Annotated in this window: 23 protein-coding genes and 1 riboswitch; of the genes, 15 read left to right on the top strand and 8 right to left on the bottom strand. The window is 41.2% G+C overall.

All coding sequences use genetic code 11. The annotated features are described in order from the left end of the window. Window position 1 precedes the first annotated feature (1 nt). Window positions 2–1,366 (top strand): 23S rRNA (uracil(1939)-C(5))-methyltransferase RlmD, encoded by a 1,365-nt coding sequence (gene rlmD / locus AUO94_RS04140; protein ID WP_058386038.1) that lies wholly within the window; start codon window positions 2–4, stop codon window positions 1,364–1,366. Between the two features lie 133 nt (window positions 1,367–1,499). Beyond that, window positions 1,500–1,664 carry a Fur-regulated basic protein FbpA gene (fbpA, locus tag AUO94_RS17210; protein WP_143039503.1) on the top strand — a complete coding sequence of 55 codons (165 nt, stop codon included), beginning with the start codon at window positions 1,500–1,502 and terminating at the stop codon, window positions 1,662–1,664. 289 nt (window positions 1,665–1,953) lie between these two features. On the opposite strand, the gene AUO94_RS04135 is transcribed toward fbpA, so the two are convergent. Beyond that, window positions 1,954–2,814: a TetR/AcrR family transcriptional regulator gene (locus AUO94_RS04135; protein ID WP_058386037.1), complete on the bottom strand. Its 861-nt coding sequence runs from the start codon at window positions 2,812–2,814 to the stop codon at window positions 1,954–1,956. A gap of 168 nt (window positions 2,815–2,982) precedes the next feature. Here AUO94_RS04135 and AUO94_RS04130 point away from each other — a divergent pair, with 168 nt between their 5' ends. The 4 genes from AUO94_RS04130 to AUO94_RS04115 all read left to right on the top strand — a co-directional run bounded on the left by AUO94_RS04130 (window position 2,983) and on the right by AUO94_RS04115 (window position 7,936). Then, window positions 2,983–4,452 (top strand): MDR family MFS transporter, encoded by a 1,470-nt coding sequence (locus tag AUO94_RS04130; protein ID WP_058386036.1) that lies wholly within the window; start codon window positions 2,983–2,985, stop codon window positions 4,450–4,452. A gap of 173 nt (window positions 4,453–4,625) precedes the next feature. After that, a complete protein-coding gene (locus AUO94_RS04125) occupies window positions 4,626–5,786 on the top strand; it encodes a DEAD/DEAH box helicase (protein WP_058386035.1) in 1,161 nt (386 codons plus the stop codon). Further along, the gene (locus AUO94_RS04120) at window positions 5,783–7,012 is read left to right on the top strand and encodes an aminopeptidase (RefSeq protein WP_058386034.1); all 1,230 of its coding nucleotides are present in this window, start codon (window positions 5,783–5,785) and stop codon (window positions 7,010–7,012) included. Before AUO94_RS04125 ends, AUO94_RS04120 begins: the two co-directional genes overlap by 4 nt. 12 nt (window positions 7,013–7,024) lie before the next feature. Continuing rightward, window positions 7,025–7,936: an SGNH/GDSL hydrolase family protein gene (locus AUO94_RS04115; RefSeq protein ID WP_058386033.1), complete on the top strand. Its 912-nt coding sequence runs from the start codon at window positions 7,025–7,027 to the stop codon at window positions 7,934–7,936. A 122-nt stretch (window positions 7,937–8,058) separates the two neighbouring features. Here AUO94_RS04115 and AUO94_RS17345 read toward each other — a convergent pair whose 3' ends face one another. Together AUO94_RS17345 and AUO94_RS04110 are read right to left on the bottom strand one after the other, a co-directional pair. Continuing rightward, window positions 8,059–8,196 carry a hypothetical protein gene (locus AUO94_RS17345; RefSeq protein ID WP_169793159.1) on the bottom strand — a complete coding sequence of 46 codons (138 nt, stop codon included), beginning with the start codon at window positions 8,194–8,196 and terminating at the stop codon, window positions 8,059–8,061. A 65-nt stretch (window positions 8,197–8,261) separates the two neighbouring features. Continuing rightward, entirely contained in the window at window positions 8,262–9,335 is a 1,074-nt protein-coding gene (locus tag AUO94_RS04110; protein ID WP_058386032.1) for a M20 family metallopeptidase, read from the bottom strand. 148 nt (window positions 9,336–9,483) lie between these two features. Next, a riboswitch (TPP riboswitch) is annotated at window positions 9,484–9,581 on the top strand. A 96-nt stretch (window positions 9,582–9,677) separates the two neighbouring features. Between AUO94_RS04110 and thiT the strand changes: the two genes are divergently transcribed. Further along, complete coding sequence (thiT, locus tag AUO94_RS04105; protein ID WP_058386031.1) at window positions 9,678–10,253, top strand: energy-coupled thiamine transporter ThiT; 576 nt, start codon at window positions 9,678–9,680, stop codon at window positions 10,251–10,253. Window positions 10,254–10,387: 134 nt separating this feature from the next. Next, window positions 10,388–11,140: a type I methionyl aminopeptidase gene (gene map / locus AUO94_RS04100; protein ID WP_058386030.1), complete on the top strand. Its 753-nt coding sequence runs from the start codon at window positions 10,388–10,390 to the stop codon at window positions 11,138–11,140. A gap of 106 nt (window positions 11,141–11,246) precedes the next feature. Here map and AUO94_RS04095 read toward each other — a convergent pair whose 3' ends face one another. After that, window positions 11,247–11,978 carry a tryptophan-rich sensory protein gene (locus AUO94_RS04095; protein ID WP_058386029.1) on the bottom strand — a complete coding sequence of 244 codons (732 nt, stop codon included), beginning with the start codon at window positions 11,976–11,978 and terminating at the stop codon, window positions 11,247–11,249. Between the two features lie 194 nt (window positions 11,979–12,172). Here AUO94_RS04095 and AUO94_RS04090 point away from each other — a divergent pair, with 194 nt between their 5' ends. The 3 genes from AUO94_RS04090 to AUO94_RS04080 all read left to right on the top strand — a co-directional run bounded on the left by AUO94_RS04090 (window position 12,173) and on the right by AUO94_RS04080 (window position 15,090). Then, on the top strand, window positions 12,173–13,972 hold the full coding sequence (locus AUO94_RS04090; RefSeq protein ID WP_082707496.1) for a M3 family oligoendopeptidase: 1,800 nt from the start codon (window positions 12,173–12,175) through the stop codon (window positions 13,970–13,972). Window position 13,973: 1 nt separating this feature from the next. After that, window positions 13,974–14,522, top strand: a complete 549-nt coding sequence (locus AUO94_RS04085) for a GNAT family N-acetyltransferase (protein ID WP_058386027.1) — start codon at window positions 13,974–13,976, stop codon at window positions 14,520–14,522. Window positions 14,523–14,607: 85 nt separating this feature from the next. After that, window positions 14,608–15,090 carry a DinB family protein gene (locus AUO94_RS04080; protein WP_058386026.1) on the top strand — a complete coding sequence of 161 codons (483 nt, stop codon included), beginning with the start codon at window positions 14,608–14,610 and terminating at the stop codon, window positions 15,088–15,090. A gap of 7 nt (window positions 15,091–15,097) precedes the next feature. Here the strand turns inward: AUO94_RS04080 and AUO94_RS04075 are convergent, their stop codons facing one another. The 4 genes from AUO94_RS04075 to AUO94_RS04065 all read right to left on the bottom strand — a co-directional run bounded on the left by AUO94_RS04075 (window position 15,098) and on the right by AUO94_RS04065 (window position 19,004). Next, on the bottom strand, window positions 15,098–15,664 hold the full coding sequence (locus tag AUO94_RS04075) for a beta-class carbonic anhydrase (protein ID WP_058386025.1): 567 nt from the start codon (window positions 15,662–15,664) through the stop codon (window positions 15,098–15,100). A 615-nt stretch (window positions 15,665–16,279) separates the two neighbouring features. After that, the gene (gene mreBH, locus AUO94_RS04070) at window positions 16,280–17,287 is read right to left on the bottom strand and encodes a rod-share determining protein MreBH (protein ID WP_058386024.1); all 1,008 of its coding nucleotides are present in this window, start codon (window positions 17,285–17,287) and stop codon (window positions 16,280–16,282) included. A 258-nt stretch (window positions 17,288–17,545) separates the two neighbouring features. Next, window positions 17,546–17,686 carry a hypothetical protein gene (locus tag AUO94_RS17340; RefSeq protein ID WP_169793158.1) on the bottom strand — a complete coding sequence of 47 codons (141 nt, stop codon included), beginning with the start codon at window positions 17,684–17,686 and terminating at the stop codon, window positions 17,546–17,548. Between the two features lie 85 nt (window positions 17,687–17,771). Next, complete coding sequence (locus tag AUO94_RS04065) at window positions 17,772–19,004, bottom strand: aminopeptidase (protein ID WP_058386023.1); 1,233 nt, start codon at window positions 19,002–19,004, stop codon at window positions 17,772–17,774. Between the two features lie 149 nt (window positions 19,005–19,153). Here AUO94_RS04065 and AUO94_RS04060 point away from each other — a divergent pair, with 149 nt between their 5' ends. From AUO94_RS04060 to AUO94_RS04045, 4 genes are all read left to right on the top strand, one after another. Further along, complete coding sequence (locus AUO94_RS04060; RefSeq protein ID WP_058386022.1) at window positions 19,154–20,248, top strand: carbohydrate kinase; 1,095 nt, start codon at window positions 19,154–19,156, stop codon at window positions 20,246–20,248. After that, window positions 20,245–21,156 carry a pseudouridine-5'-phosphate glycosidase gene (locus AUO94_RS04055; protein ID WP_058386021.1) on the top strand — a complete coding sequence of 304 codons (912 nt, stop codon included), beginning with the start codon at window positions 20,245–20,247 and terminating at the stop codon, window positions 21,154–21,156. Before AUO94_RS04060 ends, AUO94_RS04055 begins: the two co-directional genes overlap by 4 nt. Before the next feature lie 111 nt (window positions 21,157–21,267). Continuing rightward, window positions 21,268–22,575 carry an FAD-dependent oxidoreductase gene (locus AUO94_RS04050; protein WP_082707495.1) on the top strand — a complete coding sequence of 436 codons (1,308 nt, stop codon included), beginning with the start codon at window positions 21,268–21,270 and terminating at the stop codon, window positions 22,573–22,575. Beyond that, window positions 22,572–23,558: a class I SAM-dependent methyltransferase gene (locus AUO94_RS04045; protein ID WP_058386020.1), complete on the top strand. Its 987-nt coding sequence runs from the start codon at window positions 22,572–22,574 to the stop codon at window positions 23,556–23,558. The genes AUO94_RS04050 and AUO94_RS04045 overlap by 4 nt, the downstream gene beginning before the upstream one ends. Window positions 23,559–24,029 lie beyond the last annotated feature (471 nt).

The raw sequence follows: 24,029 nt of genomic DNA, 5'->3' as shown, positions 1-24,029 counted from the left end.
TTTGAAACCAGTAAACAAAAACGATCGACTAACAGTCCATGTAGAAGATTTGACACATGACGGTGCAGGCGTAGCAAAAGTTGATGGCTATCCGCTGTTTATCCCAGGCGCTTTGCCAGGAGAAGATGTCTCGGTCCATGTGTTAAAAACCTTGAAATCTTATGGCTTTGCAAAGCTAATCGAAATACAGCAAGCTTCACCTTTTCGTGTTACAGCTCCGTGTCCAGTGTTTGATACATGTGGAGGCTGTCAAATTCAGCACTTGTCCTACGAAGGACAGATGACTTTTAAACGAAAATTAGTGCGCGACGCGATTACACGTATCGGTAAATTACCAGATGTGCCGGTACATCCAGTTAAAGGTATGGAAGATCCGTGGCGCTACCGCAATAAATCTCAAATTCCTTTTGGTACACAAGACGGCAAAGTGGTCGCTGGATTTTATCAGCCGCGTTCTCATGACATTGCAGATACGGATACATGTTTGATTCAAACACCTGAAGCAGATGCGATTATGGTCGCTTTGAAAAACAACTTAGTGGAAATAGGCATTGAACCTTACGAAGAAGCTACACACCGCGGTATGCTTCGCCACGTAGTGGTTCGGAAAGCTCGAGCGACTGGAGAAATTATGGTCGTTTTAGTCACTAAGAAAAAGAAGTTTGCTCATTCAGCACGAGCAATTGAATTGATTCAAGCAACTGTTCCGGAAGTGACATCGATTGTCCAAAACATCAACCATGAAAAAACCAATGTTATTTTTGGTGATGAAACCGTAACGCTTTGGGGCAAAGATGTGATTGAAGATCGGATCGGTAACGTTCGTTTTGAAATTTCAGCACGCTCTTTTTATCAAATCAACCCGATACAAACAGAAATTCTTTACGGTCAAGCGCTTGAATACGCTCAATTAACGGGACAGGAGACCGTCATTGATGCGTATTGTGGCATTGGGACCATTTCTCTGTTCCTTGCAAAGCAAGCTAAATTTGTCATGGGTGTTGAAATTGTGCCGCAAGCAATTGAAGACGCTAAACGCAACGCGGAACTAAATGGTTTAACAAATACATTATTTGAAGCAGGACCTGCCGAACAAGTGATTCCGCGCTGGTACAAAGAAGGCAAGCAGGCGGATGTTTTAGTGGTCGATCCACCACGTAAAGGCTGTGATGAGCAGTTGCTACGGACTATTCTCAAGCAGCGTCCATCGCGTGTTGTTTATGTATCGTGTAACCCGGCTACACTTGCGCGTGACTTGCGCATATTAGAAGATGGTGGCTACCGCACAAAAGAAGTACAGCCTGTTGATATGTTCCCACAGTCAACGCATTGTGAAGCAGTGGCTTGGCTAGAGCTAGAAAAATAAAAAAAGAGTTTAATTGGCGAAACGCGCTGATTAAACTCTTTTTTTATTTTTGACACAACTTTACTGAGTTACAGGTTTTAAAGAGATAAATCATAGGGTAAAGATAAAAGAATACTTCCAGAAGGAGATAACGATGAAAATGAAACAAGTGCCCGAGTCAAAATTCACAGATAAACGTGAAACCATCATTCAAGGGTTAGTCGAACAAAATGTATTTAAGATCAATGGCAGACAATTATATGAAACTTCACTTTATGAATTAATGAAAACTTATACAGACAATGAAAAAGCCGGTTGATTCTGGCTTTTTTTAATGGTTGATACAAAGTAGGAGCCATGTTCATGTGTGATGAAAAATTAGCAACCTATCGCAAGAATCGATTAGTTGAACTGACGATTGCCGAAATGTAGCAAGAACTGACAGCTGATAACTTAACTTCAGAAAAAATCAGTTTTAATGTACAAAGAAACGATTTCACATTTGCATGGCATCCCCATTTTGCTGGAAGACAATATAGCTACTAGTGATGAAATGCACACAAAAGCAAATGTCGAAAAAAGCGAAGCCAAAACTGGCTTCGCTTTTTTTATGCCAACTCGTCTAAATGCTTCCATACTTGTTCTATGAGTATCGACAGTTCAGCTTCGATCCGTTTGTCATTAGCTAAAGTCGTTAGGACACTTTCAATTAACGCTTTTCTCGGCGCTTCTGTGGCGAGCTCTGTTGCTAGAAACTGCACTAATTGCCGTGTGTTGGCATGATCTTTTAAGTTTTGAGCATAAGCTTCTAATAGCATAGCAAGTTCTTCAATGCTAACATGATCTGCTAAAGTGGCGATTGGTAATTTGAGCTTGCCAATAAAACTGTCTTTCGCTGCTATTTGAAGAGTTATCGTTGCTTGTAAGCGGCGGACGACAAAAGAAGAGAGTTTTTCTGCCGGTAATTCCTCCACAGAAACGAGACGCCATAAATGGATCAGTTGCTGAACATAACCGTGGACAAAAGCCGCATTTTCTAATGCGTAAGGAGCTGCTTCTTTGCCAAAAACATCTACGATTCGTGAAGAAATCCATTCCATTTCTAACGTATATTGTTTAATGGAAAATGCTTTTAGTTCCGGATCTTGTGAATAAAAGATGCTTTCGTAGAGAGAAAATAGATTTTTTTCAAGGTTCAGCTTGATGCGAATAGACAGTTGTTCTGCCAGAACCTCTGGATCGTTGGTTAGCATTCCAAGTGCTGCGGCTAATCGTTGCTGGCGAATTTCACTGCCAATAGATTCCATGATTGCCATAAGGCACTCAGATTTGGAACCGAAATAGTTGTAGAAAGTTCCTTTAGACACGCCAGCATCATCGAGTATGTCTTGGATAGAAGAGGGGTTATAGCCTTTATTGATGAACAGCTTGTAGGCTGCGCTTAAAATTTGTTGTTTTTTCGGATTCATATACCTCACCTTTATACCGTTAGTCTATCTTTATAATAAGTTAAAAACGCTTTCAAATCAATGATTAAAGATGAATAAAACATTTGACTTGAAAAAAATATACAACCGGTATAGAATAATCAAATGAAGAAATAGAAAAAGCGTAAGATGTATGGAGGAAATGAAAATATGACAGAACAGAAAAAACCACCTTATGGCATTATTGCCATTCTCTTTACCGGCGCGTTCGTAGCGATTTTTAATCAGACTTTGTTGAACATTGCATTGCCTGAAATTATGATCGATTTAAATATAGCCGCTTCTACAGCACAATGGTTAGTTACAGGCTATATGCTAGTTAACGGGATTTTGATTCCTGCTAGTGCTTTTTTCATTCAGCGCTATTCCAATCGTTCGATTTTCATTGTGGCGATGTCATTATTTGCACTCGGCACATTATTGGCGGCAATATCGCCAACATTTAGCATTCTGCTAATCGGCAGAATGGTCCAAGCTTCTGGGGCAGCATTGATGATGCCATTATTAATGAACGTTATGCTTGCTGCTTTTCCTGTTGAAAAACGAGGATCTGCAATGGGGATATTCGGACTGGTTATGGTCGTTGCACCTGCAATTGGCCCAACTCTTTCTGGATTTATCGTCGAGCATTACTCATGGCGTGTTCTCTTTTGGATTGTCTTACCGATCGCACTAGTTCCTCTTACTTTAGGGATATTCAAATTAAAGAACCTAACATTCCAAAATAGAGATATATCACTTGATAAAGCTTCGTTGGCTCTTTCAAGTTTAGGATTCGGCGGTGTTTTATACGGGTTCAGTTCAGCCGGAACGCTCGGCTGGACCAATGCCACTGTCATAGTGACAATCGCAATAGGTGTGATATCTTTAATTGTTTTCGGGTTCCGCCAATTAAAATTAGATGAGCCTTTACTGGAAATTCGAATTTATAAATATCCGATGTTTGCTTTATCATCTGCTATTTCAATTTCTCTTTCCATGTCTATGTTCTCAGCAATGATTTTAATGCCGATTTATATCCAAACCATCAAAGGAATTTCACCGATTAACTCGGGGTTGTTAATGTTGCCGGGCGCTTTAATTATGGGCTTTATGTCGCCGATTACTGGCCGACTTTTCGACCGTTTTGGCGCTAAAGTGTTGGCCATTCCTGGGTTGTCATTAGTTGTTTTAACGACGTATATGTTTAGCCAATTGAGCTTAGACTCTAGTTACGTCAGTATTATGGTAATTTACACATTGCGGATGTTTGGTATTTCAATGGTTATGATGCCGGTTATGACCAACGGTTTGAATACCTTGCCGATAAAATCTTACCCTCACGGAACAGCAATCAATAATACGTTGCAGCAAGTGGCAGGGGCTGTTGGATCTGCTTTCTTAATTACCATCATGAACACACGCACCGAATCGTCAGCGAAAGAATTGGCGGCAAGTGGAACTTCTCCGGAGAGTATTTTGAACTTAGCCATGCTTGACGGCATTAACTTCGCGTTTTTCGTTTCTACTTTTATCGCGCTCGTATCATTGATACTGGCTTTCTTTATTAAAAAGCCTGTTCGACCAGTCACTGAAGCCGAAAAAGAAATTGTCTACAGACGAAAAGAAGTAACTGAATAATTGACTGAGTCAGTCCGGTATCCGGGCTGGCTTTTTGAATTTAAGAAAATAGAAATGACTGCACTTTGTTAGTCATTAGACACTAGGGAGGCTTGCACTTTTCCGGTTTCAAAAAGGCGATAAAACAGCAAATATGGTACACTAAAAGCATTGAAAAAAAGGTGGAATCGCAAATGACTTTTATAAAAGAACTAAGTCCAATATGGCAAGAGAAATGGGAGAAGGCTGGATTTGAAGCGGCAATGCCGATTCAAGACCAGATGATTCCAGAAATGTTAGCAGGCAATGATATCGTAGCAGAATCTCCAACAGGTTCTGGTAAAACTTTGGCATATGTCTTGCCGATATTAGAACGAGTAAATCCAGAAAAACCAGCAATACAAGCAATGATCGTTGCGCCATCGCAGGAATTGTCTATGCAAATCGTTAATGTCTTACGTGAGTGGACAGAAGGAACAGACGTAACCGTTACGCAGTTGATTGGTGGTGCAAATATGCAGCGTCAATTAGAAAAGCTGAAGAAAAAGCCAACGATTGTAGTTGGAACTCCGGGACGTCTAAATGAATTAGTGAAAACGAAAAAATTGAAAATGCATGAAATCCGTATGTTGGTATTGGATGAAGGCGATCAGTTAATGGCGCGTGAGCACCGTGGGATTATGAAAGACTTGATTGAAAAAACGCAACATGATCGCCAATTGGTTCTTGTGTCTGCGACCATTACAGAAGAAATAGAAGTAGTTGCCGAACGGTTAATGCAACATCCAACGCGTCTGCAAGTAACAGCTGCAGATTTACCAATGTTTGGCAAAGTGACGCATTCATTCATCAAAGTGGATGAACGTGATAAAACGGAATTGCTGCGCAGCATTTCGCATATTCCAGGCATGAAAGCATTAGCGTTTGTGAATAACTTAGATCAGTTGCTAATGAAGGAAAATAAATTGAAATTCCGTGACGCGAAAATCGTCACATTGCATTCTGAAATGAAAAAAGATGAACGTAAAAAAGCATTAGATGCTTTTCGTAAAGGGGAAGTAGCCGTTTTGATTGCAACAGAAGTAGCGGCACGTGGATTGGATATCGATTTGGTGACGCATGTGGTTCACGTCGATGTTCCACAAACCGTTGAGCAATACTTACATCGTTCAGGGAGAACCGGAAGAGCTGGGGCTGATGGTGAAGTATTGACTTTGTTGGCGTATGCTGATGAACGTCATTATAAAAAATTTACGAAAGAATTGCCTTCTAAGCCTGTTCAAAAAATTGTTCATGGTGGTAAGTTAATCGAAGGATCTAGCAAAACCATTGCCGCGAAGGGGAATAAGCGATGAATTTTCATGAAAAGCTTGAACAATACGCTGAATTAACGGTTTATGTCGGATTAAATGTTCAAAAAGGACAATTGGTCGTCATCAATACAACAATTGACACGCTTGAATTTACGCGGATTGTCGTTAGAAAAGCTTATGAAGCAGGTGCTAAACGCGTACAGGTTAATTACGAAGATCCGGTATTGACACGAACGCATTTTGAATTAGCTCCTGATGATACATTTAAAGAATATCCAGAATGGTCTGTCTTACAGCGAGACGAAGTTGTTAATACGGGTGGGGCTTTCCTGTGGATTGATGCGGAAGATCCGGATTTGCTAACTGGAATTCCAGCAAAACGTTTGGCCGATTGGCAAAAAGCTTCAGGAACAGCGTTAGAGCGCTATCGTCAAGCAGTTGGAACGGACAAAGTAGCATGGTCGATTGTTGCAATTCCGTCCTCAAAATGGGCACAAAAAGTGTTTCCCAACTTGCCGGCTGAACAACAAATGGAGTCTTTATGGCAAGCTATTTTCAAAACTGTACGAATCGGTGAAGGCAATGCAGTGGAAGCTTGGAAAAACCACATCGCCTTGTTAGAGAAACGAGCTATGCAATTAAACGATAAACGTTACGTGAAATTGCAGTATAGTGCACCTGGAACGAATTTAACTATTGAACTTCCAGACAAGCACATTTGGATGTCTGGTGCGTCAAAAACGCCTCAAGGAAATCCATTTATTGCGAATATGCCGACCGAAGAAGTTTACACCGTTCCGTTGAAGCATGGAGTAGATGGCATCGTTCAGAACACAAAGCCACTGGTCTACCAAGGCAATGTGATTGATGGATTTACACTGACTTTTGAAAAAGGGAAAATTGTTCAGGCCAAAGCAGCAACAGGACAAGAACTTCTAGACGAAATGATTAGCGCCGACGAAGGGGCAGCTTATTTGGGAGAAGTGGCATTAGTGCCATTCCATTCTCCAATTTCCGATTCGAATATTCTGTTTTACAATACCTTATTCGATGAAAATGCTTCAAATCATTTAGCGATTGGCGATTCTTATCCTACTTGCTACGAAGGTGCACGCGATTTAGAGCGCAATCAACTAGCAGCTATCGGCCTTAACACGTCAATTGTCCATGAAGATTTCATGATAGGCAGTGAGCACATGAATATTGATGGCATCACGATTGATGGTTCAAAAGAGCCTATCTTCCGAAACGGAAACTGGGCATTCTAAGAGGTGATGGAGATGAAGAAGTATTGGATGGCAGCAATGGCTGGTTTTCTATTGTTTAGTGGAACGGCCTCTGCGCAAGCAGCGATACAAATCCCTGCCGCGTATGTGGCAATCGGGGATTCACTAGCAGCAGGACAAACACCCAATCAACAAATAGATACGGGTTATACCGATTTGATCCATCAAGAACTAACACGCAATCAACCCGTGGCCTTTTATTCGAAAAATTTGGCATTTCCTGGATTTACAACGGCTGATGTGTTAGACAGTATACAAACAGATGAGGCGGAAAAAGTGCTTGGGTCAGCTAATCTGATAACGATATCAGCTGGAGCAAATGATCTGTTGCGTTTAGTGCAAAACGACTCGAAACAAGGTTCTTTGACTTTTCAACAACGTCAAGTAGATTTTGCGCTCAATGGAGCAAGAAAAAATATGGACTTAATCTTGTCTGAGCTTACCGAAAAATCTCCAGATGCCACTGTTTATGTGATGGGCTATTATTTTGCATACCCTCACGTCCGTGAAAGTCAAAAAAATGGCACGTCCAAACAACTGGATCGGCTTAATGAAATTCTTCGACTGTCAGCTGAAAAAGCGGGTGCTGTTTTTGTGTCAGTAGACCAACCATTTGGTGCAAACGGCGTGGATAAAATTCCAAATCCAGCCGATGTTCATCCGAACGTAATTGGTTACCAGGCGATGGCAAACGCATTTTTCGAAAACTATCAAGAAGCGTGGACTATAGAAAATTCTGAACTGCCACCAGCAAACCCGCTGTCTTTTGAGGAAATTATAGAAGCACAAGAACAGCAAGAACAGAAGAAACCAAAAGATAGCGAAGCTGAAGAAACGGCGAAGCGACCTTCTGATCAAAACAAAACAGGTTACTTGGCTTTACAGCAAGAAATCCCTTACGTTTAAAATGTGCGAAAATGCATATTCACTTTTCTCTAAATACTGAGAGGTTCACTTTTTTATGGAAGAAGAGTAGCTGTTTCATGCTAATAAAAAACGTTCCGGCATATATGCCAGAACGTTTTTTATTAGCGTTTTTTAGTAGGCTGTTTAGTAGGGGATTGACCTGCTTTGCCTTGTTTTCTTTTGTTTAATACTTTGCGAATAATGGGATATGCTATAGGGCCATATTTGATTGCAGATTTCAGTAGTCTTCCAATTGCCATTTAAATCTCTCCATTCATAATCGTAGTGATTGTTGTTTTCCCGAGTTCTCTATAATGCAAACCTTTTACGTCAGTTGCGCATGTGCCAGCAAGATGTTTTTGTATGCGTGAACACTTGAAATCGTTACATATTCCGCATTGCCATGCCAGTCGTCACCACTTGGTCCGAATTCAATGGCACCTTCACCGCCGTTTACGGCTGCATAATAACGTGTGTCGGCTGCGCCGTGCTGACCAAACAAAACAGCTTGTTGTTGTGTAGTAGCTGTAATTGCTTTTTGCAAGCTTTGAATAAATGGATTGTCTTTTGTAGTTGTTAGAGGAGGTGTAGATCCCGAAGCTTTATAATCCATAGTAACGTTCAAAGTCTCAGCCAAGTCCACCAATTGTCGAACGATCTCTTCTTTTTGCTGTCCTGGCATAAAACGGATATCGTAAGACATTTCACAAACTTCAGGAACGACATTATAGCGTTGTCCTGCTTTGATGATGGGCAGATTGACAGAAGGTTGCTCGTAATATTCGGTGGATTCTTTTCGGAACGGTAAATCGGCGACAGACAGATGGAATTTCATCGCAGATTCAATGGCGTTAATTCCTTCCCATGGACGACTACCATGAGCAGGTTTTCCTTTAAAAACCATATCCATTCTCAAAATCCCTTTAGATTGAAGCCCGACTTTTAATCCGGTAGGTTCTCCGCAAATGACAAAATCACCGTGGAATCCTTGTTCGACGAGCCACTTGGATGTATGGCGTCCGCCAATTTCTTCATCAGTGACAATATGTAACTGCACTTCGCGAGTTACGAGGGAACTGTCGAGTTCGACAAACGCCTGCATCATGGCTGCAACTCCGGCTTTCATGTCAGCAGCGCCTCGCCCGTAAAGTCGATCTCCTTCTTCAACAGGTACAAATTGCTCTTTATGACCCGGAACTACATCAACGTGACCATTCCAGACAATCGTCTCTTCTCCTTGCCCTTTAACAGCTGTCAACATCAAGTAGCCTTTATTGTCATGAACCTTCACGGATTCTCCTTTGGTTTTTAGCCAATCGGCACAGAAAAGAAGAGCTTTGTTGGCACCCTCTTTGGTATCACTTTGAATCTTTATCAATTCTTTTAACAATTCAATCATCCTTTTGGCAAGCCTAATATCCCGGCTGCCTCCACCACCTTTCAAGTATCGTAACTATTCTCATCTTTACCCTATCACATCATCTTAAAACGATGTTGCATAAAAGAACAGTGTTGTGTATAATACAGGTGACTGTTAATATAGTTGTATACACCACAAGGGGAGCTTTTGCTGAGAGTGAACATTTGTTCTTACCCTTTGAACCTGTAAGTTAACACTTGCGCAGGGATGTGGATGGAAACCGGCTCTTACAACGACGCCAGGCTCTGTCCTGACGTCGTTTTTAATATGGTTTTATTCACGACCCTTCTGGTGATGTACACAACACCTAAGGAGGAAGTCATGAGAAATAAAAAAGTATTGTTGATGACAGAAATTGCAATTTTCGCGGCTCTTGGATTTGTGTTGGATTTCATTTCTTTCCGGATGCCACAAGGCGGCTCGGTCAGCTTGGTAATGATTCCAATTGTTTTAATTGCTTTTAGAAGAGGTGCAGGTGCCGGAATTCTAACTGGGATTTTAGTCGGGCTCCTGCAAATCGTTTCTGGATTTATCTCTGTCACCCCATTATCGTTTGGGTTTGTTGTCATGCAGGTCTTGCTGGATTATATTTTAGCGTATGGAGTTGTTGGGGTAGCGGGCGTTATGCGTGCAAAGTATATGCAACATGCGCAAGCTAAGCAAACGGGTAAAATGATAACGGCTATAGTAGTAGGAGTGCTAATCGCTTCTGTGTTGCGCTACTTGGTCCATGTTATTACAGGTATTTTGTTCTTCGGCATGTTTGCTGAAGGCAATGTGATCATCTATTCGGTCATCTATAATGCAACTTACATGATACCGGTATTCTTGCTTGCTGCTTTTGTCTGTGCTGCGCTTTTTGCGGCTGCACCGAAATTGGTAGATGCAGAAGCTTGAAATGGTAGAAGGCTGTCTTTTGACAGCCTTCTTTTCAATCTTTGGATTCAGAACTAGTTAGACCTGTAGAAGAGAATCCCTTTTAATTTTGTGGTATAATTCTTGAATAGAAAAGCTTGAAAGAAGGGTCATTGATGATAGCAACTAATGAAAAAGAGATTGAAATGTTAAAAAAAGCTGGCCAAATGGTGGCTGAAATTCGGGAAGCGATGAAAGCTGCCACAAAAGCTGGAGTCACGACAAAAGAAATCGACGAACTGGGCGGTCAATTATTTGAGGAGCTGGGTGGCGTTTCCGGTCCAAAATCAGAATATGATTTTCCTGGGTATACATGTATCAGCGTCAACGAAGAAGTGGCTCATGGTATTCCAGGTAGCCGTGTCATCCAAGATGGAGATATTGTGAATATCGATGTTTCGGGGTCATATGAAGGATTCTTCTCTGATACAGGAATTTCATTTGTTGTAGGCGAAGGACATGCTGAAAAAGAAAAAATTTGTGAAGCAGCTGCTTCGGCATTTGACCGCGCGATGACGAAAGTCAAAGCCGGTGCAAAACTCAACCAAATTGGTAAGGCTGTTGAACGTGAAGCGAAAGAGCAAGGTTTGTTCGTCATCAAAAACTTGACTGGACATGGCATAGGTAAATCACTTCACGAAGCGCCTCAACATATTTTAAATTATTACGATGCTTGGGAGACGACGATTTTAAAAGAAGGCATGGTACTTGCAGTAGAGCCCTTTATCTCTCAAAAAGCCGAGCACATTATCGAGTCAGGTGATGGCTGGACATTTATAACACCGGATCAATCATTGGTCGCGCAAATCGAGCATACTGTATTGGTAACAAAAGGTGAACCGATTTTATTGACTAAACTAAACAGCTAACATAAAAAGAGATTCGGTGGAATAGCCGAATCTCTTTTTTATGTTAGTTGAATGTGAATGCAAAAAATCTGCAGACAAGCTCGCTCTAATCGAGTCTCTCGCAGATTTATTGAGTAGGTGCCGTTCTTTTTTTTATGAGCAAAATACCGGTTAAGATAACGCCGCTCAAGAAAAGAGATGCGGTTGTTACTAACATTTCGTCTGTACCGTGTTTAACAGCAATTCCAATGAACGCCCATATAAAGACCAAAGCGAAAGGAATATCCATATGATGAAACCGAATATGCAAAGCGATTGCAGTCGCGACTGTCAACATAATAACTGTCCACAGCTGATCGCTCAACCCCCAACCGCTCCAATTGTAAAAAGTTAAGACGAAACTGATGTTGGCTATAGTGGCTACACTAATCCATCCCATATTGATTGAAATAGGCAGCCGTTCAGTAAACGATCTTTCCGAATTTCCATATTGCAGATAAAGAGCAATCAACGCTATCAAGTAGCCAAGCATGGCAACAATGGACCAGGCAAAAAACTCATAATGCCATAACAGGAGCCAACTTATATTGAACAGGCAGCTTAAGACGAAAAACAAAGTGATCTTGTATGAAGGGGTCTGTCCTTTTCTTAAACGTATCCAGAAAGCAACAATCCAAACAGCCAGCAAAAGATAGATGATGGACCAAATTGAAAATACGTAACCGGCTGGTGTAAACAAGACTAACAGTCGGTTAGACACGTCACCTGTAGTTTGATCGTTTAACGGCAAGGTATTTGCCAAAGTATTCATGACAACGACAGCAATAAAAGAAATTGTCATAAGTAAAATACGAATCATGCAGAATCCCTCCTTCATTTTAGTATACCTGTCGTCGTTTCAATCAACAATTAACCTTTTCCAAAAAAATCCCTAAACATGTCGATAAGGTGAAGTATTAGCTTGAAGAGTGGAATATTGTTCCGGTTTCGGAAAGAAAAATGATATACTAAAGAAGTGTTTTTAGAAAATTTAGTTTATCAGGAGGAGAAATTATGACAGTTACCTATCCAGAACAATGGGATTTGGACACGCTATTTCCAGGAGGAAGTGAATCTCGGGAATTGCGGCTACATATGGACGAGGCAGTAAACAAACTCTCTGAATTTGAAGAGCACGTCCAAAAATTTGAAGTACTAACGACGAAAGAAGATGCACCAAAAGTTGCTGACTTGCTTGAACAAATGAGCCATGTAATGCGCCATCTCAGTCAAGCAGGTTCATTTATTGGCTGTTTGATGGCACAAAATACACAAGATAAAAAAGCAGGTATTTTAGAAAGTGAAGCTTCGACCTTATCTGCACGTTTCCAAAACTCTTTTCAGAAAATCCAACAAGATTTAGTAAAGACCGAGGATGGCATATGGAACGAACTAGTAAACGAAGAGTCTTTACATAAATTTACGTTTGTCTTAAACGAGTGGCGTGACGAGGCAAAAATGTTACTTTCTGAAAAAGAGGAAGGCTTGATTACCGCGTTAAGTATTGACGGGTATCACAGCTGGGGCCAATTATACGATATGCTAGTTGGCGAAATTAACGTTACAGTCACAGTGGACGGCGAAGAGAAGTCATTATCGGTAGGACAAGCGAATAATCTGAGTTCTCATAAAGATGCAGCAGTTCGAAAAGAGTCCTACCAAAAATTAGAGGAAGCATGGACAGAGAAAGAAGAATTCTTTGCCAAAACCTTGAATTCCATTGGTGGCTTTCGTTTGGAAACGTATAAAAAACGTGGATGGGACAATCCCCTTCAAGAACCCTTACACATTAATCGCATGAAGCAAGAAACCTTAGATGCCATGTGGGGAGCTATTAGTAAAAACAAACAGCCTTTTGTTGATTATTTAAACCGAAAAGGAAAACTACTTGGAAAAGACGGACTGGATTGGTATGACGTGGATGCACCAGTAACGGAAAGTACGCAACAGTTTTCTTATCAAGAAGGGGCAGAATTTATCCTTAAGCAATTTGGAAAATTTGGTCCGGAACTAGAGCAATTTGCACAGCAAGCTTTTGAAAATGGCTGGATCGAAGCAGAAGATCGTCCGAACAAACGACCTGGTGGATTTTGTACAAGCTTGCCACTAGGTGAAGAATCGCGTATTTTCATGACTTATAGTGGCTCGATGTCTAATGTGGCAACTTTGGCTCATGAACTTGGGCATGCATTTCATTCTTTCGCTCTTCGTCCAGTTCACGCGTTAAACCGTTCGTATGCCATGAATGTCGCAGAAACAGCGTCTACATTTGCAGAAATGATTGTGGCAGATGCAGCTGTGAAAAATGCCCAGTCCAATGAAGAGAAAATTGCGTTGCTAGAAGATAAAGTTCAGCGTAGTGTTGCTTTCTTCATGAACATTCATTCGCGCTTCCTTTTTGAAACTCGTTTTTATGAAGAACGTAAAAACGGTGTTGTTCCTGCAGCTAGATTAAATGAATTAATGGAGCAGGCTCAAACAGAAGGATTTGCGGGCGGATTGGCGTCAACGCATCCACATTTCTGGGCATCCAAATTACATTTTTATATTACCCAAGTACCTTTTTACAATTTCCCTTACACCTTTGGTTATTTATTCTCTTTGAGCGTATACGCAAAAGCTTTAGAAGAAGGGGATAGTTTTGAAGGAAAGTACATGGCTTTACTTCGTGATACAGCGGTAATGTCAGCAGAAGACTTAGCAATGAAGCATTTAGGCGAAGATATTACACAACAGGCGTTTTGGGAAAAAGGAATTGCCTTATGTGTTCAAGATGCCAAGGAATTCATTTCATTGACATCTACTGAGGCCTAGTGTGAATTTGCTTTTTGAAGGGCAGACATGCTATCTGCGCAGTTTAGCGGTTGAAGATGCAGAGGAAATGGTGCAATTGCTGCTTCGTAACCGAGAATACTGGTCTGTCTACGAACCACGTCATCGAGACAGCTATTTCTCAGCGAGCGTTCAGCGAGAAAAAATTCGGGAATCGATTTATCAAGCGAGAGAAAATCGAGAATACAGCGTTGGGATCTTTGAACACAATACCAATAAGTTGATTGGACACATCTCCGTGTACAGCGTGAAACGGATGCCTTTTTTAAGTGCTTTGATCGGTTATTCGATTGATAAGGTGTATGTGGGTAAAGGGATTGCTACAGAAGCAGTCAACTTAATGACGGTCTTTGGTTTTGAACAGCTTCGTCTTCACCGAGTCGAAGCTTATGTTTCTCCGGATAATGTGGGCTCTATTCGCGTGTTGGAGAAAACGGGTTTTCGACAAGAAGGCTTGTTGAAGAGTTTTCTCTATATAAATGGTGAGTGGAAAGACCATTTTTATTATTCAGTAATTGAGGAAGAATTTTGAAAGGGCAAGGCCACCTATAAAAAATGGTGGAAAGATGCGCGACGTTGGTTTGAATCGTGAGTAGCGGTAGAGAGAGGTGTGTAAATTGAACAAAGACAAAATGTTCTCCTATCACAAATGGGCCACATTAGCCTGCCTGCAACACGTTAGAGATTTAGGCGAAGAACTTTACAAAACAGAAGGAATCAATTCTTTTGCTTCGATTCAAGAAACAACAGAGCATGTTTTAGGCGTGGAAAAACTGTGGTTGCTTCGAATGTCAGGTGTAGCGAATCCGACATTTGAACATTTCGATGTAGAAACAACGGAACAAGCAGCAGAAAGTTTTATGTTGCTTCATGCTGAAATGGAATTATTCTTCGCCTCTTTACCTGAAGCGCAGTGGCAAGAAACGCTCCATTATCGAAATATGCGCGGAGATGATTTTTCCACAACTAGAGAAGAAATGCTATTCACTTTTGTTAATCATGCTAGCTATCATAGGGGGCAGGTAACGTCTTTGCTACGGCAATTCGGGAAAGAAGGCATGGCGCTTGATTACATCTATTACCAAAAACAAAACCGCTGAGAAACTCTCAGCGGTTTTCGTTTCCATTAACAACAACATCTAATTTTCCAGTAGTTGGATCAATAACCAGGCCATGAACTGGGACTGTATTGACTAGTAAGGGATGATGACGTACCATGTCGACACTATGAGCGACACTTTCTGCTACGTCGTCAAATCCACCAAGCCAACCTTCTAAATTGACTCCTGAATACTTCATCATCTCAATGGTCTTTTCATCTATTCCTCGTTTTTTCATTTTATCAAGGATTACATCAGGATCTATAGCAGACATGCCGCAGTCATGATGGCCAACAATATAAATTTCATCTGCATTCAGTTCGTATACAGCTACAAGTAGGCTGCGCATAATACCACCAAATGGGTGGTTGATGACAGCTCCGGCACTTTTAACAATTTTCGCATCCCCATTTTTGAAATTCATCGCTTTCGGTAGCATTTCTAAAAGTCGTGTATCCATACATGTTAAAATGACGAATTTTTTATCCGGAAATTTAGTCGTTATAAATTCCTCGTAACGCTTTTCCTTTACGAACACTTCGTTGTACTCTAAGATTTGGTCTAATAAAGCCATTATAGTTCCCCCTTATCGACTGATACTTATTAAGTTTAATCCTAATGTCTGAAAAATACGAATTGAAACTGACATAATGCAAAAAATCAGGAAAAAAGTCATCTATTAACTTTCTTTTTTTGTTAACGGCTTGTCTTTTATAAAAAATTTAGAAAACAGGTTCTCGAACCGAAGAAAACCAGGGGGCTGTCTCATAAGTCCCTTGAAAGCAGTTGCCGAATGCCCGCTACTTTCTAGGAGATTATAGGTCCATGCCACAATCCCGAACGTCGTATGCACTTTATCGAGGCCCAGGAAGAGGAATCGCCTGAACGACCGATTGCTCTTGGATAGGACTGAACACACTTTCTCCGTACTATCGGGAAAGTCATCTCCAGATTTCACATAAAAATCGTCTTTTCTGTAATGAAGATGTGGGAACTTTCGTTTTACAGAAATAAATGATTTTTTGTATCATTTTTTCATTACAGAACGGCTGATGGGAATGGAGACAGCGACTCCCGCGGAAAGCGTCTGTCGAAATGGACATCAGCCTTTTCTCACAAATAAAAAAAGGGGCTGTCCCCAAAAGTCTTTTTTTATGACTTTTGGGGACAGCCTCCTAGTTTTTACTGATCAACGTGACATTTTTTCGAGTTGTTTAATCATGCCAAGTGATAGGCCTGTGCCAATAGCGACAGACTCAAGAGGGTGTGGCGCGATATGAACAGGTACCGAAATTTCTTTTGATAACCATTCTTGCATGCCTTTTAGCAATGCACCACCTCCAGAAATAACGACACCTTGGTCAACCATATCGCCTGATAATTCAGCAGGACAATTTTCCAAGGTCGCACGGATGCATTCTAAAATGGCAGATAGCGATTCTTTTAGCGCTTCTTGTGTTTCGTGAGAACTTAAGTTGATGGTTTTCGGCAATCCGGTTAAGATATCGCGGCCCCTTATATCCATGTATTCAGCTTCATGTGGAACAGGTGCATAGCCAATTTCTTTTTTGATATTTTCAGCAGTCTGTTCGCCGATTAAGACATTGTACTTTTTGCGGACATAATGAATGATATCTTCATCCATGCGATCGCCTGCCACTTTTACTGTATTTGAAGAAACCACACCACCAAAAGAAATGATGCCAACCTCTGTTGTGCCGCCACCAATGTCTACAATAACGCTTGCAACCGGCTCACTAATTGGTAAATCCGCACCAATAGCTGCTGCGACAGTTTCTTCGATTAAGTGAACGGTCTTAGCACCGCCTTGTTTCACTGCATCGTGAATAGCGCGGCGTTCGACCGTGGTAGCTCCAGAAGGTGTGCAGACCATAACGTTAGGCTTACGAAAAGCGCTGCCTAATTGCTTAGCAGCTCTTTGCATAATAATTGTTAAAAGTTCTCTTGTTACATCAAAATCTGCGATAACGCCGTCTTTTAAAGGGCGAATCACATCAATAGAGTCAGGAGCTTTGCCAAGCATGGCTTTCGCCTCATTACCAACCGCTAAGATGTTCCGAGTTTTCGCATCCAATGCGACTACAGAAGGTTCATTTATGATGATGCCTTTTTCTTTTGTATACACTAATATATTTGCAGTTCCTAAATCAATCCCAATAGCTGTTGCAGAAAACATACGTGAATTCCTCCTATAAATAAAGACGCTAACTAGTACAGATTTTACCATTATAGAAGACTAAGTGAAAGTGTCGAAGGAACCTAAAACGTAGCGGAAGGGAAAAATACAGTTGTTTTCATACAGAGTAGACTGAGTGGCTAGACTACTTAATGATCTGGTAACAGGTATTTTATTAAAACCTTCTGCTCGTATAGAACAAGAGATATAGTAACAAACATAAAAACCGGCTTCAATGAAGAAACCGGCTTTTATCGCTTAGTATTTTTTTTCAGGAATAGGATCTACATGTTCTGCGTCGTGCGTGTGGAGCTCTTTCCCAAGAAAGTGAAGAAGCGTAAAGAAAAACATGAAGATTACGGCCATAAAGCCAAGTACTACGGTAAGATCGTAAAACATAATGATAACTCCTCTCTAAACTGTAATTATCAATATTAAGTATACCCGATATCGAAGCAAAAAATAAGTGTCGAATTATCGATACTTAAAATGCCCAATTGCCGTTGCGGAAAATCGGCTCACGGGAACCATCTTCCAAGATCCCATCAATATTCATTTCAGAAGACCCAACCATAAAATCAACATGTGTGATGCTTTGATTCAAGCCGTTTTTCAACAAATCTTCTGGTGACATGGTTTTCCCACCTTCAAGGCAGAATGCATAAGCACTTCCGATAGCGAAATGGTTTGAAGCATTTTCATCAAACAATGTGTTATAGAAAAGAATATTCGAATCAGAAATCGGTGACTGATGAGGAACCAGCGCCACTTCACCAAGGAAGTGTGAACCTTCATCAGTAGCAACTAATTGTTTCAAGACTTCTTCTCCTTGTGCTGCAGTCACGTCGATGATTTTCCCATCTTTAAACGTTACTTTAAAGTCATCAATAATATTGCCGCCATAGCTCAGTGGTTTTGTGCTCGAAACATAGCCGTTTACACCCGTTTTATGAGGAACGGTGAATACTTCTTCAGTTGGCATATTTGCCATGAACGTATCGCCTTTTTCGTTAACTGAACCTGCACCACACCAAAGATGTCCTGCTGGAAGAGCAACTTCCAAATCTGTTTTCGGTGATGTGTAATGAAGTTTCGCATATTTTTTGTCGTTCAAATAATCGACTTTGGTATGCAATAAGCGATCATGCTCAGCCCATGCTTCAATTGGTTGATCTAAGTCTACACGTACAGCTTTGAAAATGGCATCCCATAGCATGTCAACTTGCTGATTTGCTGGTGCGTCTGGAAATACTTTAGCTGCCCATTTTTGGGAAGGTGCTGCAAGAACTGTCCAACTAATTTTGTCTGATTGGACATACTGCCGATATTTACTCAATGCTTGACCTGTAGCTTTTTGTGAAGCTGCAATACGTGTCGCATCAATTCCCGTCAATAGATCCGGGCTCTGTGACACGATGCTAATAAATGCAGCACCTTGCTCTGCTAATTGTTCACGCTCTTGTACTTTCCAGGCAGGAAATTCAGTAAACGCCTCTTCTGGCGCTAATTCAAAGCGCAGCCGTGTAACGGTATCGTCAGCCCAATCAATATAGACTTGTTTAGCCCCTGTTTGATATGCTTTTTCTGTAAGTAAACGAACGAATGGTGCCGAATCAATGGTTGCAGCAATATAAAGTTGTTGACCAGGTTGGATATTTACTCCCACTTTTATAGCCAGTTCAGCATAGCGAGATAACTTTTCATTAAATGATGTCAAATAAATCTCTCCTCTCATCCTATCTATAGTAGCAATTTTCAGTTACTACCTGCAACAATTTATAACGATATTCGAATTACTATTTTTACTTGCTATTTTAGTTATAAAAGTTTATGATTTAAACAAATGTTTAAGTTGGAGGTGTTACGATGAATCAAAAAGAAGTAGAAGTGTTGGAATTGATCCGGCGAAACCCTTATTTGTCACAGCAGGAGATGGCAGAACACTTGAATATGTCTAGACCGTCGCTTGCCAACTTTATTTCGAACTTAATGAAACAAGGAAAGATTTTAGGACGTGCTTATGTGTTGCCAGAAGAAAAAACGGTGATCTGCATCGGTGGTGCCAATGTCGACAGAAAATTTCTGATTCAACATCGAGCGCAGATGGGAACGTCAAATCCTGCATCAGTATCCGGTAGTGTTGGTGGAGTGGCAAGAAATGTAGCCGAGAATCTAGGAAGACTCGGTCATTCTGTTAAACTCTTGTCCATTGTAGGCAATGATTCAGAATGGAAGTTAATCGAGTCAGCGTCAAACTCATTTATGTCGACTGAACTAACCAAAGCTGTCGAAGGATTTTCGACGGGAACATACACAGCCATTTTAGAACCCGATGGTGAAATGCTGTTGGCGATGGCTGATATGAAAATTTACGATTTTCTGACACCGGAGTATATTTCTAAAAATGACAGTACGCTATTATCAGCTGCTTTTCTCGTCATCGATTTAAATTGTCCTCTGGAAACTGTTGAATATGTAAGACAGTTAGCTTCTGCCAATAAAATCCCGCTGGCGGTCATTCCCGTATCTGCTCCAAAAATGGATCGGTTAAGTGAAGATTTGACTGGAATCAGTTGGCTAATCTTAAACCGTGACGAAGCAAGTAAATATTTGCAAGTGTCCATCGATTCACTAGATGACTGGCAACAAGCAGTTCAACAATTAGTAAATCGAGGAGCGGAAGCTGTAGTTATTACAGCAGGAAAAGAAGGAGCAATGGCTGGGAATTCTACCGGCATTCGTTATTATCCTTCTATGCAAGTCGATCAAGTTACCGATGTAACAGGGGCTGGCGATGCATTTTCAAGTGCCATTGTCCACAGTGTCATGGAGGATCAAGAATTCGAAACAATTATCCGTACAGGTATGATGAATGCAGCAAAAACGCTAGCAAGTAACGACACAGTACGGCACGAATTGACGGCAGTACAACTACAAAAAGAACTGGAGGAATTACAATGACAAACATGATATCTTATTCAACTGAAGTACAGCAGGCACTAGAGGGCAAAAAACCGATCGTAGCACTTGAATCGACGATTATCTCACACGGTATGCCTTATCCACAGAATGTCGAAACGGCTCGTATGGTCGAGCAAATTATCCGTGACAATGGAGCAGTTCCAGCAACCATTGCCATTATGGATGGCAAGATTAAAATTGGTTTATCCGAAGAAGAGCTTGAATTGCTCGGCAATACACCTGGTGTTGCTAAAGTTTCAAGAAGAGATATCGGCCAATTAATCGCTACAAAAAAAATCGGTGCTACAACGGTGGCTGCGACGATGATTTGTGCAGAACTTGCGGGCATTCGTGTTTTCGCAACAGGCGGCATAGGCGGGGTGCATAGAGGCGCTGAGACGACGATGGATGTTTCAGCTGATCTTGAAGAGTTATCCAATACGGGAGTAGCTGTTGTGTGTGCAGGTGCAAAATCGATTTTGGATATCGGCTTAACAATGGAGTACCTTGAAACAAAAGGCGTTCCAGTTATCGGCTATCAGACAAATGTAATGCCGGCATTTTACACGCGTTCAAGCGGATTTGACTTAACGTTCCGCAGTGACGATGCAGCAGAACTTGCACAAGTCTTAAAAGCGAAATGGGATTTAGGAATCAAAGGCGGAGCAGTTATTGCCAACCCAATTCCAGCAGAACATGCTCTAGAAGAGTCATTCATTAACGGCATCATTGCACAGGCAATGGCTGAAGCAAATGACAACGGCATTTCTGGTAAAGAAGTAACTCCTTTCCTTCTAGGTAAAGTGAAAGAATTGACTGAAGGAAAAAGCTTGGTCGCTAATATCGAATTAGTGAAGCATAATGCAAAAGTTGGAGCAGAACTTGCTGTAGCTTACAATAAACTTTAAAAATAGCTTGTGTAGAGAAGTCCATTCGTGGGCTTCTTTTTTTAGTTGAAGCATTTAATGGGTTTTCATTCCATTGAATTTAGGGTAAAGAGCCACAAGGGGATGATGCGGATGAAAGCAGATGTATTCATTGGCGGTGGGGGCATTGGAGGATTGACGCTTGCTTTGAAATTGGTGCAACGTGGTGTCAATGTAGTTCTCGCTGAACGGATGGCTGTTAAGGCACCTACTTATAAGGGAGAACTGCTACAGCCAAAAAGTATGCAAATATTCGATAGTCTTGGACTGTACGAACAAATATGCAATCGCTCAAATGAAATAAAAGTTTTAGATATGCTGGAACTTTCAAGTTCCTTGCAAGTAAAAGATCAATCGTTCATGGATTATAGTGTGCTGCCGGGTAAGTACAATGCAGCTTATATGATGCATCATGAAGAATTAAAGTCCGTCATTTTAAAAGCCGCTTGTGCGTTTGATAATTTCCACTATTTAAAGGGTGTGGCTTGTAAAGGCTATGGAGAGGGAACAGCTTTGCTTCAAAAAGGGACAGAAAAATTTGAAGTAGAAGCACAGTTTTTCTTCGGAGCAGAAGGGCGTTCATCGGTTACGCGTAAAGCGATGGAAGTTGAGGTCAAACAAACTACTTACAACCACCACTTTCTAACAGTGACGTTTCCACGTGCAGAAGATTTTACAGATGGTAAAATTATTTCTACATACAATCGCTTTTTGGGCCTTTTTCCACTGCCGGACGATCAGGTTCGCAGTGTTTATTTAATACCCCCTGGAGATTACAAAGCATTAAAAGAAAAACCAATTAGTCATTTTCATAAACTCTATACAGACTTAGCACCTGTAGTAGACGGCTATGTACAGCAATTGCTTGATTGGAAAAAAATACAATTAATGATTCCTGTAATGTATCATGCTGATTCATATGTAAAAGACAATAAGGCTATTATTGGAGATGCCAGTCATGCGGTTCATCCAATGGCAGGAGAAGGCATGAACATGGCAATTCAAGATGCCGATGTTCTCGGCGAACTAACGGCAGATATGTTTGAACGGCAACAAACCGATCTTACTAATTTAAAATGGTATGAAAAGGTTCGCTATAAACGGGCGGACCATGTTATCCAGCTAAGTCATTTAGCCGCACTGGCTTATTCGTTTCCATTTAAACCGGTGAGTTACTTACGTCAGCGAACATTTGAACGAATGGAAGAAGATCCAATTCTTCATTTTAAACAAATGCTGAATGTTTCAGGACTAGGCATGTGGAAAGAAAACGTTCGAGACCGATTTATTCAAGGAGGCATTATGCCAGTCCGTATAAAAGACTTAGCTAAAGATACGAAAGAATTAAGGTATTATACACCGGAAGAAGATTATCCATGGAAAACGGAGGGACTCACATGATTGATGTAATGAAGATGTTTAAGGCAAGGATGTATATGAAACGGAACGAACCTTTTTTGTATAGCTGGCACGCATATGTTGGCTATGAGCTAGATTTGTTTAAAGCGTTTGATCGACCCATGACAAAATTTGACGTGTCAGATGCGTTGCAACTTGATGAAGATCTTTTAACGCAGTGGGTGAGTATTGGGGTTTCTATCGGTCATTTAAAAGAGATGGAAAGAAATCGCTACAAAACGTGGAATGCCTGGAAATTGCCAAAACCAAAGGGCAATAATTCTTCAGGTGTGCTACTGAAAGAAATGATGGAATTGCACATTCCAACACTTTTAAGTTATCCAGACATGATGCGTAACCAAGAGCGTCTTCATTACGATGAAGAAAAACATGCGTCGACAGTAGCAGAAACAAGTCGTTTGTTAGAAGTATTGGCCTTACCTAAAATAGCTAGACGCTTAAAAGAAACACATGCGGATTCAGTATTAGATATTGGCTGCGGCGAAGGTGGCTACATCAAAAAGTTAGCTGAACGCTTCCCCAATACACATTTCACAGGCATTGAAATCAGCCCTTCAGTAATAGAAGTTGCGAAGAAACTAACGGAAAAAAACAAAAACATTACAATCGAACAAGCAGATCTTTGGAAATACAAACCTGACAACCCACAAGACATGGTCATGATGAACAACGTCATTCACTATATCGACCTTGAAAAACGTCAAGAACTTTTCAACGAATTGGCTAGCTGGGTTAGAGAAGAAGGCATGTTATCCATCATTACACCTATTGCCGGAGGTAGTGACAGTCCACCTTTTGCCAATGTCTTTAATAGCTTTTTCTCATCATTCGACAACCTATACCGGTTGCCTGAACGCGAAGAACTAGCTGAATGGGGAGAACAAGCAGGACTCGAACTACTCAGCATCCAAACTGTCATAAAAGAAGGCGGCTGGTATGTCGTACATTATGAAAAGAAAAGCTGAAACGACCGTTTTGCTCCGACAGGCATAAGACAGACCGGCGAAGCGACATGTTTACAGGCGCATAGTCGGGATGGCTTATGACCCGAGGAGCAGGTCGTTGAAGCTAGCCAAAAAGAAAAGCTGAAACGACCGTTTTGCACCGACAGGCATAAGACAGACCGGCGAAGCGGCATGTTTACAGGCGCATAGTCGGGATGGCTTATGACCCGAGGAGCAGGTCGTTGAAGCTAGCCAAAAAGAAAAGCTGAAACGACCGTTTTGCTCCGACAGGCATAAGACAGACCGGCGAAGCGACATGTTTACAGGCGCATAGTCGGGATGGCTTATGACCCGAGGAGCAGGTCGTTGAAGCTAGCCAAAAAGAAAAGCTGAAACGACCGTTTTGCTCCGACAGGCATAAGACAGACCGGCGAAGCGACATGTTTACAGGCGCATAGTCGGGATGGCTTATGACCCGAGGAGCAGGTCGTT

The organism is Planococcus kocurii (genome assembly GCF_001465835.2).
Classification (GTDB): Bacteria; Bacillota; Bacilli; order Bacillales_A; family Planococcaceae; genus Planococcus; species Planococcus kocurii.
This window is presented reverse-complemented; position numbering and strand designations above follow the sequence as displayed.